Annotated in this window: 11 protein-coding genes and 1 riboswitch; of the genes, 2 read left to right on the forward strand and 9 right to left on the reverse strand. The window is 73.8% G+C overall.

What is annotated here, in order from left to right; translation table 11 throughout:
- Positions 1 to 36 precede the first annotated feature (36 nt).
- From SM450_RS29160 to rpe, 9 genes are all read right to left on the reverse strand, one after another.
- Positions 37 to 300, reverse strand: coding sequence for a phosphoribosyl-ATP diphosphatase (locus tag SM450_RS29160; RefSeq protein WP_281583702.1), 264 nt, complete (start codon positions 298 to 300; stop codon positions 37 to 39).
- A 64-nt stretch (positions 301 to 364) separates the two neighbouring features.
- Positions 365 to 1069, reverse strand: a complete 705-nt coding sequence (locus tag SM450_RS29165; protein WP_474622990.1) for an alpha/beta fold hydrolase — start codon at positions 1067 to 1069, stop codon at positions 365 to 367.
- Positions 1070 to 1408: 339 nt separating this feature from the next.
- The gene (gene ribH, locus SM450_RS29170) at positions 1409 to 1906 is read right to left on the reverse strand and encodes a 6,7-dimethyl-8-ribityllumazine synthase (RefSeq protein ID WP_474622991.1); all 498 of its coding nucleotides are present in this window, start codon (positions 1904 to 1906) and stop codon (positions 1409 to 1411) included.
- A 4-nt stretch (positions 1907 to 1910) separates the two neighbouring features.
- Entirely contained in the window at positions 1911 to 3185 is a 1275-nt protein-coding gene (locus tag SM450_RS29175; protein WP_474622992.1) for a bifunctional 3,4-dihydroxy-2-butanone-4-phosphate synthase/GTP cyclohydrolase II, read from the reverse strand.
- The gene (gene pnuC / locus SM450_RS29180) at positions 3182 to 3874 is read right to left on the reverse strand and encodes a nicotinamide riboside transporter PnuC (RefSeq protein WP_474622993.1); all 693 of its coding nucleotides are present in this window, start codon (positions 3872 to 3874) and stop codon (positions 3182 to 3184) included. Before pnuC ends, SM450_RS29175 begins: the two co-directional genes overlap by 4 nt.
- Entirely contained in the window at positions 3871 to 4467 is a 597-nt protein-coding gene (locus SM450_RS29185; RefSeq protein ID WP_474622994.1) for a riboflavin synthase, read from the reverse strand. The genes pnuC and SM450_RS29185 overlap by 4 nt, the downstream gene beginning before the upstream one ends.
- A gap of 2 nt (positions 4468 to 4469) precedes the next feature.
- On the reverse strand, positions 4470 to 5531 hold the full coding sequence (gene ribD, locus SM450_RS29190; RefSeq protein WP_474622995.1) for a bifunctional diaminohydroxyphosphoribosylaminopyrimidine deaminase/5-amino-6-(5-phosphoribosylamino)uracil reductase RibD: 1062 nt from the start codon (positions 5529 to 5531) through the stop codon (positions 4470 to 4472).
- 168 nt (positions 5532 to 5699) lie between these two features.
- A riboswitch (FMN riboswitch) is annotated at positions 5700 to 5872 on the reverse strand.
- A gap of 81 nt (positions 5873 to 5953) precedes the next feature.
- Positions 5954 to 6910: a response regulator gene (locus SM450_RS29195; protein WP_474622996.1), complete on the reverse strand. Its 957-nt coding sequence runs from the start codon at positions 6908 to 6910 to the stop codon at positions 5954 to 5956.
- A 1-nt stretch (position 6911) separates the two neighbouring features.
- Positions 6912 to 7592, reverse strand: a complete 681-nt coding sequence (rpe, locus tag SM450_RS29200) for a ribulose-phosphate 3-epimerase (protein ID WP_474622997.1) — start codon at positions 7590 to 7592, stop codon at positions 6912 to 6914.
- 261 nt (positions 7593 to 7853) lie between these two features.
- Between rpe and SM450_RS29205 the strand changes: the two genes are divergently transcribed.
- Together SM450_RS29205 and SM450_RS29210 are read left to right on the forward strand one after the other, a co-directional pair.
- Positions 7854 to 8741, forward strand: a complete 888-nt coding sequence (locus tag SM450_RS29205; protein WP_474622998.1) for a septum formation family protein — start codon at positions 7854 to 7856, stop codon at positions 8739 to 8741.
- 77 nt (positions 8742 to 8818) lie between these two features.
- Complete coding sequence (locus tag SM450_RS29210) at positions 8819 to 9709, forward strand: septum formation family protein (protein WP_474622999.1); 891 nt, start codon at positions 8819 to 8821, stop codon at positions 9707 to 9709.
- Positions 9710 to 9802 lie beyond the last annotated feature (93 nt).

Genomic DNA, 9802 nt, shown 5'->3' on the forward strand with positions numbered 1-9802 from the left:
CTCCTTCGTTCGATCGGATGATCAGCGGACGGGCACTCAGAGATGTCGGTAGACGTCCTTCAGCTCCAGACCTGTCGCAAGCATCAGCACCTGCGCCTGGTAGAGCAGCTGGGAGATCTCCTCCGCGGTCCGTTCCGGGCCCTCGTGCTCGGCCGCCATCCACGACTCGGCCGCCTCCTCGACGACCTTCTTGCCGATGAAGTGCACGCCCTTGGCGAGCGCGTCGACCGTGCCCGAGCCCGGGGTGCCGGCGGCGGCCTTGGCCTGCAGCTCGGCGAACAACTCCTCGAACGTCTTCACGGAAGCCGATTCTTCCAGCCGGCCCGGACGAGCGCGTCCACCGGGTCCACCCGCGTCGCCCACCTCACCACTGCGGCCCGCCGGGCAGTCCGGCGAGGAAGGAGCGGACGGCGGCGGCGAACTCGGCCGGGCGCGCGGTGGGCACCGCGTGGCCGGCGTCGACGGTGACCAGGCGCGCGGCGGGGATCCGGGCGGCCATCCGGGCCAGCTCGCGCTGCGGGAGGTGACTCGTCGGGCCGCCGGCCACCACCAGGGTCGGCGCGGTGATCTCCGCCAACCCCGCCCACCACGTGGGAGGCGGGGCGTTGAGTTCGGCGACCACCGCCTGCCGGGCGGCCCAGTCGTAGGGCAGCGGCCCGTCCGGCCGGGGCGGCAGCCGCAGGCCGAGCGGCACCGGCGGGGGCGGTTCGACGAGCACCAGCGCCGCCACCCGGTCCGGGTGGGCCCGGGCGACCAGGTGGGCCGCGACCGCGCCCGAGGAGTGGCCCAGCAGGGCGACCCGGGGCAGCGCCAGCGCGTCGAGCAGCCCCAGCACGTCGTCCCGGACCAGCTCCAGCGAGTACGCCTCAGCGGGCCCGGTCGCGCCGTAGCCGCGCAGGTCGGGCGCGTACGTGCGGGTGGTGTCGCCGAGCGCGGCGGCCAGCGCGGCCCAGCTCTCTCCCGAACCGGCGCCGCCGTGCAGCGCGACAAGCGGCCGGCCGCTGCCCGGACCCCACCTCCGATAGCCCACCCGCAGCCCCCGCAGCTCCGCGTACGCGATCTCGGCCACCGGGGCAGTCAACCACGCCCGCCCCGCGCCGCGAAACGCCCCGGACCACCTAACGGACATCCCTCCCGCACACCCCTGAGCCGGATCTCGAAGGAAAGCCCCTCCCCCGAGTCCATCGCCCGCCAAGACCTCGCGCAATGACGTCGATCTTGGACTTGCGGCACCTCCGATACCAGCCCAGAACCGACATACCCTGGCACCACAAGCCCAAGATCGACGAACCCAACCCGCCCCTGCGGAGGCCAAGCGGGTGATCATGAAGTTGACGTCAGCCCGCGTCCGTTTTGTCGCCGCCAACTTCATGATCACCGCGGCGGCGGCGGGTGGGGGGTGGGACAGTTAGGCGAAGCCGACGCGGTGGGCGGTTGCGGCGTCGAGGGCGCGGACGGCGAGGGCGGCGTCCAGGGCGGCTACGGTGGCCGCCCAGCCCTTGTCCTCGGCCGAGCCGGGCAGCCCGGCCCGGTCCCGGGCCTGCTCGATGGTGTCCACCGTGAGCACGCCGTGCGCCACCGGCTTGCCCTCGTCGAGCGCCACCCGGGTCAGCCCCTCGGTGACCGACTGGCAGACGTAGTCGAAGTGGGCGGTCGCGCCGCGCACCACGACGCCGAGCGCGACCACCACGTCGAAGCGCCGGGCCATCGCCTGGGCCACCACCGGCAGCTCCACCGAACCGGCCACCCGGGCCACCACGGCCCGCGCGCCGCACGCCTGCGCGGCGGCCACCGCCCGGTCGGCCATGTGGTCGGTCAGCTCACCGTGCCAGCGCGCGGCCACCACGCCGACGGTCATCCCGGCGGCGTCCACCTCGGTCACGCCCGGCTCCCCGAAACCCGCCATCGTCCTACGCTCCCCTCTCGTCACCGGCGACCGGACGCCCCATCGGTGCCTCGGTCACCTCGCCCACCTCGTCCAACCCGTCCAGCAGGTGGCCCATCCGGTCCCGCTTGGTGCGCAGGTAGCGCACGTTCTCCGGGTTGGACCGCACCGGCAGCCCCTCCCGGCCGGTGACGGTGAGGCCGTACCCCTCCAGGCCGGCCCGCTTGGCCGGGTTGTTCGTCAGCAGCCGCATCGAGCGGACGCCGAGGTCGTACAGGATCTGCGCGCCGGTGCCGTAGTCCCGCGCGTCGGCCGGCAGCCCCAGGTCGAGGTTCGCGTCCACGGTGTCACGTCCCTGGTCCTGCAACTGGTACGCCTGGAGCTTGTGCAGCAGGCCGATGCCGCGGCCCTCGTGCCCGCGCATGTAGAGCACCACCCCGCGCCCCTCCTGGGCGACCCGGGCCAGTGCGGCCTGCAACTGTGGCCCGCAGTCGCAGCGCAGCGAGCCGAACACGTCCCCGGTGAGGCACTCGGAGTGCACCCGGACCAGCACGTCCCGGCCGTCGCCGAGGTCGCCGAAGACAAGCGCGACGTGCTCGGACGGGTCGTGCTCGGCGCGGTAGCCGAGCGCCCGGAACACGCCGTACGGGGTGGGCATCCGCGCCTCGGCGGCCAGCTCGACCTGCTTCTCGGTGCGCCGCCGGTGCGCGATCAGGTCGGCGATGGTGACGAGCGTCAGCCCGTGCTCGGCGCAGAACTTCTCCAGGTCCGGCAGGCGCATCATGGTGCCGTCGTCGTTGACCAGCTCGCAGAGCACCCCGGCCGGGCGCAGCCCGGCCAGCCGGGTCAGGTCCACCGCCGCCTCGGTGTGCCCGGGGCGGCGCAGCACCCCGCCCGCCCGGGCCCGCAGCGGCACCACGTGCCCCGGACGGGCCAGGTTGGTCGGGTCGGTGCCGGCGTCGGCGAGCAGCCGGATGGTGTGCGACCGGTCGGCGGCCGAGATGCCGGTGCTGACCCCCTCCCGGGCGTCCACGGTCACCGTGTACGCGGTGCCGCGCCGGTCCTGGTTGGTGTGGTGCATCGGCGGCAGGTCCAGCCGGTCGCACTCGGACTCGGTAAGCGGCACACAGACGTAGCCGGAGGTGTGGCGGACCATGAACGCGAGCAGTTCGGGCGTGGCCAGCTCGGCCGCGAAGATCAGGTCGCCCTCGTTCTCCCGGCTCTCGTCGTCGACCACGACCACGGGCCGGCCGGCGGCGATGTCCGCCACCGCCTGTTCGATCGAACCGAAGCTTGTCACGCCACGACCTCCGAGTACGTCGCCGGGATCGGGGTGCGCACGACGGTCCGCGAGGTACGCCACCAGGTGTGGAAGCCGGCCGCGCAGAACGCGCCGTAGACCAGGTACATGGCCGCCGACGGGTAGAAACCGCCGCGCAGCAGCAGCGGCACGCCTACCGCGTCGACGGCGATCCAGACCAGCCAGAACTCCACCCAGCCGCGGGCCATGCCGTAGGTGGCAAGCAGGCTGCCGACCAGGATCCAGGCGTCCGGCAGCGGCCCCCACGAGCCGAGCGCGGCAAGCACCGGGTACGCGGCGGCGGTGCCGACGGCCGCGGCGACGAGCAGGCCGAGCCGCTCCCGCCAGGTGGCCCAGCGGGGCACCACGGCCGGTTCCGCGCCGCTTCCGGCCCGGCGGTTCCGCGACCAGCGCCACCAGCCGTAGACGCTCACCGCGAAGAAGAAGACCTGGCGGCCGGCCTGACCGTAGAGGTCGTGCGCCTGCGGGGTGGCGAAGGCGCCGCCGAGGAACACGGTGAACAGCAGCCCGTTGCCGATCATGCCGACCGGCCAGGCCCACACCACCCGGCGCAGCCCGAGCAGCGCCGAGACCAGCCCGAACACGTTGCCCACGACCTCCCGGACCAGCACCGGCGAACCGGCCACGTGCACCTGGGCGTCCAGCAGCCAGGCGATCGGGCCTGTCACCTGGCACCCCCCATCAGCCGCTCGACGTACTTGGCCAGCACGTCCACCTCCAGGTTGACCGGGTCGCCGGGCGCTTTGGCGCCGAGCGTGGTGAGTTTCAGGGTGGTCGGGATCAACCCGACGGTGAACCAGTCGTCGCCCACCTCCGCGACGGTGAGCGACACGCCGTCGACGGTGATCGAGCCCTTCTCCACCACGTAGCGGGCCAGCCCGGCCGGCAGCCGGAACCGGACCGTCTCCCACTGCGCGGCCGGTTCCCGGGCGGTCACCTCGCCGACGCCGTCGACGTGCCCCTGCACCAGGTGCCCGCCGAGCCGGCTGTTCAGCGCGGCGGCCCGTTCCAGGTTGACCGGGTCGCCGGGGCGCAGCGCCCCGAGCGCGGTGCGGCGCAGCGTCTCGCCCATCACGTCGGCGGTGAAGACGCCCGCGTCGACGTCGACCACGGTCAGGCACACCCCGTTGACCGCGATGGAGTCGCCGTGCCTGGCGTCGGAGGTGACGAGCGGGCCGCGGATGGCGACGAGCGCCGAGTCGTCCCCGGTCTCGGTGCTCCGGACGATCTCGCCCAGCTCCTCGACGATGCCGGTGAACATGTTCAGGCCTCCCTCTTCCGGGGCAGCGCGGTGATCCGCAGGTCGGGACCGACGGGCGTAACGTCGGTGATCTCCAGGTCGATGGCATCGGCGATTGTCGTCACGCCCGCGTCCGCGAGCGCGGTGGGGCCGGCGCCGAGCAGCTTCGGCGCGACGTAGCCGACGATCCGGTCGACCAGGCCGGCGGCGAGGAACGCGCCGGCAAGCGTGGGGCCGCCCTCCAGCAGCGCGGCCCGCACGCCGCGGTGGTGCAGCTCGGCGAGGAGCGCCGCCAGGTCGACCCGGCCGTCCGGGCCGGCGCCGACCTCCGCGGCGGTCGCCACCCAGGTGCGCGCGGCGCCGTCGCGGACCCGGGCGTCGGCCGGGGTACGCCCCGAGCTGTCCACCACGACCCGCAGCGGCTGCCGGATGGCGAGCGTGCCGTCGCGCAGGTTGCGCGCGGTGAGCCGGGGATCGTCGGCGAGCACGGTGCCCACCCCGGCCAGCACCGCGTCGACGGTGCCGCGTAGCGCATGCACGTCGGTGCGGGCCGCCTCCGAGGTGATCCACATGCTGGTGCCGTCGGCGGCGGCGGAGCGCCCGTCGAGCGTGGCCGCGTACTTCCAGATGACGTACGGCCAGCCGCGGCGCATCGAGGTGAGCCAGGCGACGTTGCCGGCCCCGGCCTCCTCGGCGCGTACCCCGAGGGTGACCTGGATCCCGGCGGCGCGCAGCGTGGCCGCGCCGCCGGAGGCCACCGGGTTGGGGTCGGGCACGGCGATCACCACGCGGGCGACACCGGCGGCGATGAGCGCGTGGCTGCACGGGCCGGTGCGACCGGTGTGGTCACAGGGTTCAAGCGTGACCACCGCGGTGCCGCCGCGGGCGCGCGTGCCGGCCTGCGCCAGCGCGACGATCTCGGCGTGCGGTCCGCCGGCGTACGCGTGGAAGCCCTCGCCGACGACCTCGCCGTCGGCGTCGAGCAGCACGCAGCCGACGATCGGGTTGGGGCTTGTGGCGCCGAGGCCGCGGGCGGCGAGCGTGACGGCACGACGCATCGCTTCGTCGACGGAGACGCTCGCCATGGCCTGCCCTGCCCTCCCGCTCGCCTGTCACGCGCGGGCGGGGTGGGGGGCAGCGGCACGGTGGCCGCGGACACGCGGCGGCGGAGATCCCGGGAACGGCATGGCCGGCCCCGGGGAGCCCACGAGGCGGCTGAGGGTGCTCAGCGGCCAGCGGGCCTCCCCCGTTCCGCGCGCTGTCTCCCATCCGGACTTTCTGGGGGCGGACGAGCCGCACCCCAACCGTCGGCCCCGGATTCTCACCAGGTCCACCGTCCGGCCGAAGCCGTCCGGGTCGCGGGCTTACCACGGTCGGACCGTGGATCACCGCCGGTTCGGAATTTCACCGAGCCCCGCCAGCGCGTGGTGGGTACCCCGGAAGTCTTACACGTTCCGGCGCGACGCGCGCCACAGAGGCGAGCTACCTCACAGGCGCGGGCGTCCGGTCAGGTGACGCCGCGGCGGCGGTCGACCGCCACGTACGAGCCGGGTTGGCTCTTGGCCACCGTCTTCATCTCCGACGCCACGGCGATGGCCTCCAGCGGGTCGGTGAACCGCTTGCCGCTGTCGGACAGCGACACGCCGATGGAGAGGGTGACGAGCGCGGCCCGGCGGATGTTGCCCCGCCGGTCCTTCAGCTCGACGAAACCGCGCTCCCGGTCGGTGGGGTCGTAGAGCGTGTCGGCGGCCCGCTCGAAGTCGACCACCGCGCGGCTGGTCAGCGGCCGGACCTGGGTGGGCGCGCAGACGATGACGAAGTCGTCGCCGCCGACGTGGCCGAGGAAGGCCGGCGGCAGCCCGATCGACACCACCGCCCGGTGCAGGCTGCGCGCCAGCGCGGAGATGAACTCGTCGCCGCGGACGAAGCCGTACCGGTCGTTGACGCTCTTGAACCGGTCGATGTCGACGTAGCCGACGGCGTAGTCGACGCCGCTGCGCACCCGGTCGCTGATCTCCCGCCGGATGCGGCTGTTGCCGGGCAGGCCGGTCAGTGGGGAGACCTCGCGGAACTCCTTGTTGCGGCGCAGCGTGGAGCTGACCCGGGCGACCAGCTCGGCGGTGTCGAACGGCTTGACCAGGTAGTCGTCGGCACCGGCGCTGAGCCCGTTGACCTTGTCGGAGGTCATCCCCTTGGCGGTCAGCATGATCACCGGCAGCGCCGAGGTCATCGGGTCGGCGCGCAGCCGGCGGGTCAGCTCCAGGCCGTCGACGCGGGGCATCATGAGGTCGACCACGGCCAGGTCCGGCCGTTGCCGTTCGATGACCTCGAGCGCCTCCTGGCCGTCGGCGGCGTGCAACACCTCGAAGCCGTGCAGGCGCAGGTTGAACTCGACGAAGCGGGCGATGTCCTCGTCGTCGTCGACGACCAGGATGACGTCGGGGCGGTCGCCGGCCGGGTCCATCTCAGGCCCCGGTCGTCGCGCGTTCCGCCAGGCCCCGCAGGCGGCGTACGGCCTCGGCCGGATCGTCGGCGCCGTAGACCGCGGTGCCGGCGACGAACGCGTCGGCGCCGGCGGCGGCGGCCTGCTCGATGGTGTCCGCGGCGATGCCGCCGTCGACCTCGATGCGCAGCTCCAGGTGCCCGCTGTCCACGTGCCGGCGGGCGGCGCGCACCTTGTCCAGCAGCGACGGCAGGAAACGCTGGCCGCCGAAGCCGGCCTTGATCGTCATGATCAGCAGCGTGTCGAAGCTGGGCAGCAGGTCCAGGTACGGCTCGATCGGGGTGTCCCGGTCGATCGCCAGCCCCGCCTTCGCCCCGGCCGAGCGCAGGTCCTTGGCGAGCGCCACCGGGTCGTCGCACGCCTCGGCGTGGAACGTCACGTTGTAGGCGCCGGCGTCGGCGTACCCGGGCGCCCAGCGGCGTGGATCGGTGATCATGAGATGCACGTCGAACGGGATCTCGGTCACGGCGAGCAGGCTCTGCACCACCGGCAGGCCGATGGTCAGGTTGGGCACGAAGTGGTTGTCCATGACGTCCACGTGCAGCCAGTCGGCGGCGGACTCCACGGCGCGGACCTCGTCGGCGAGGCGGGCGAAATCGGCGGCCAGGATGCTTGGCGCGACGACGGGCGGCGGTACGGTCACGGGGCCAGTGTACGAACGCGCTCGCCGGCCGGCTGCGGCGCGGCACCACGAGGAACAGGCTGTGATCCTTCGATCACCTGTCGTACAGTATCGGCCCGCATGGACGTGGAATCGGCACGAATAGTCGTGTGTGACTGGCCGATCGATTGAAAGATGGCGAAACTCCTACCGGGACGGTCACATATGCTGCACGCCCGGGCGCGGGGGCGCCGCACGGGCCCGCGGCGACCGGATGCCATCTCTCCGGCGAAAGGGCGGACAATGCGACGGTGGCTCCACACGCTCGCGCTTGTCGGCGCGGTGACGGCGACGCTCGCCGGCTGCGCCCCGGCGCACCGGGCCGACGGGGACCTCATCGACGACTGGGCGGCGTTGCCCGCGCCGCGGCTGTTCGTCCCGGCCACCGACGCGTGCCTGCCGCGGCTGACCGCGGTGGTGCAGGCGGCCACCTACGAGACGGTGGACTGCGCGGGCAGCCACCTGGCCGAGGCGGTCCACGTCGGCGCGTTCACCGGGCGGGCCGCGAGCGGCGCCCGCCCGGAGCCGGGCTCACCGGAGCTGCGCAACGCCCGGACCGAGTGCGACCAGCGGGCCCGGGAAATGATCGGCGGGGACTGGCACGCCGCCCGGCTCACCCTGAACATCGCGCTGCCGCCGGCGACCGCATGGATGGCCGGCGCCCGCTGGTTCCGCTGCGACCTGGCCGAGACCGACAGCATCGACAACACCCGGCCAGTCAACCGGGTGGGCAGCCTGCGCGGCGCGCTCGTCGGCGACAACCCGCTCGTGCACAGGTGCTTCGACCCGAAGCTGATCGGCGCGAACCTCAACTACATGGCGCCGGTGCTGTGCACCGAACCGCACCGGGCCGAGTTCGTCGGCGTCTACTCCGAACGCGACATGAGCTGGGCGGAGTTCGCCCGGAGCGCACCGTCGGCGCACCGGCGCTGCATGACGCTTATCGCCACGTTCGCCAACGTGCCGGACAACGCCGAGCTGCCCTACCGGGCCGGGTCCATCTTCTACCCGCCGTCGCAGCGGGAGTGGGAGGAGGGCGACCGGGGGGTGCGGTGTTTCCTGTGGAGCGACGACCGCAAACTGACCCGCTCGATGCGCGACGTCGGCCCCGAGGGACTACCCGTGATCTAGGGGCCGGTGCCGTATGCTGCGTCGCCGAGGCGTACCGGTCGGCCGGGCGGCGCCGGACGGCGGGGAGGTCGGTTGCGATGCGGCGATGGTGGGCGGCGGTCGCCGTGGGCGCGGTGGCGGTGCTGGCGCTCGGCGGTTGCCAGGCGCCGGCCGGGGTCGACCGCGACCTGACCGACGAGTGGCCGGCCTTCGCCGCCCCGGTGGGCTTCGTGCCGAAGACCGACGTCTGCCATCCCACCGTCGCCGACGTCGGCTACCTCAGCGGCTACCAACCTGTCGACTGCGCCGCCGAGCACCGGGCCGAGACGCTGCACGTCGGCACGCTCACCGGCCCGGAGGCCGAACGCTCCGCGCCACCGCGGGCCGGTTCGGCGGGCATCCGCACCGCGAACGCCGAGTGCGCCCGCCAGGTGACCCGGGCGGTCGGCGCCGACTGGCGCTCCGGTCGGTTGCAGATGTCCGTGGTCTTCCCGTCGGCCCTGGCCTGGTCCGGCGGCGCCCGCTGGTACCGCTGCGACGTCGCGGAGGTGTCGGACCTGGACGAGGGCAACGTGACCGCACGCACCGGCAGCCTGCGCGGCGCTCTCAAGCGCGGCTCACCGCTGGCGCTCGCCTGCTTCAACCCGAAGCTGAGCAAGGACGAGGTCCAGGCGATGCGGCCGGTGGCCTGCACGGCGAAGCACCACGCCGAGTTCGTCGGGATCTACCAGGCGCCCGACATCACCTACGCCGAGTTCCAGCGCACCTCGCTGCGGGCGCACAAGGCCTGCCGGGGGCTGATCGCGAAGTACGCCAAGCTGCCGAACGACGGCAACCTGCAGTACCGGGCCGGCACCATCATCTACCACCCGTTCGAGCAGCAGTGGCGCGACGGGGACCGGGGCGTGCAGTGCTTCCTCTGGGTGTCCGACCGGACGCTCACCCGCTCGGTCCGGGGCGCCGGCGGGAAGGCGCTGCCGGTCACCTGAGCCGGGGGCGGGGCGGGGGCCCCGCCCGCCCCCCCCCGGGCGCGCCCCCGACCCGGGGCGGGACGGGGGGGGTTGAGAAGCGGGGGTGGTGCG

It is taken from the genome of Micromonospora marincola, from assembly GCF_056150385.1.

Excerpts from the sequence above, each read along its gene's own strand:
- SM450_RS29185 (WP_474622994.1), bottom strand. The coding sequence starts at position 4,467 with ATGTTCACCGGCATCGTCGAGGAGCTGGGCGAGATCGTCCGGAGCACC.
- SM450_RS29195 (WP_474622996.1), bottom strand. The coding sequence starts at position 6,910 with ATGGACCCGGCCGGCGACCGCCCCGACGTCATCCTGGTCGTCGACGAC.
- SM450_RS29205 (WP_474622998.1), top strand. The coding sequence starts at position 7,854 with ATGCGACGGTGGCTCCACACGCTCGCGCTTGTCGGCGCGGTGACGGCG.
- SM450_RS29210 (WP_474622999.1), top strand. The coding sequence starts at position 8,819 with ATGCGGCGATGGTGGGCGGCGGTCGCCGTGGGCGCGGTGGCGGTGCTG.
- ribH (WP_474622991.1), bottom strand. The coding sequence starts at position 1,906 with ATGGCGGGTTTCGGGGAGCCGGGCGTGACCGAGGTGGACGCCGCCGGG.
- ribD (WP_474622995.1), bottom strand. The coding sequence starts at position 5,531 with ATGGCGAGCGTCTCCGTCGACGAAGCGATGCGTCGTGCCGTCACGCTC.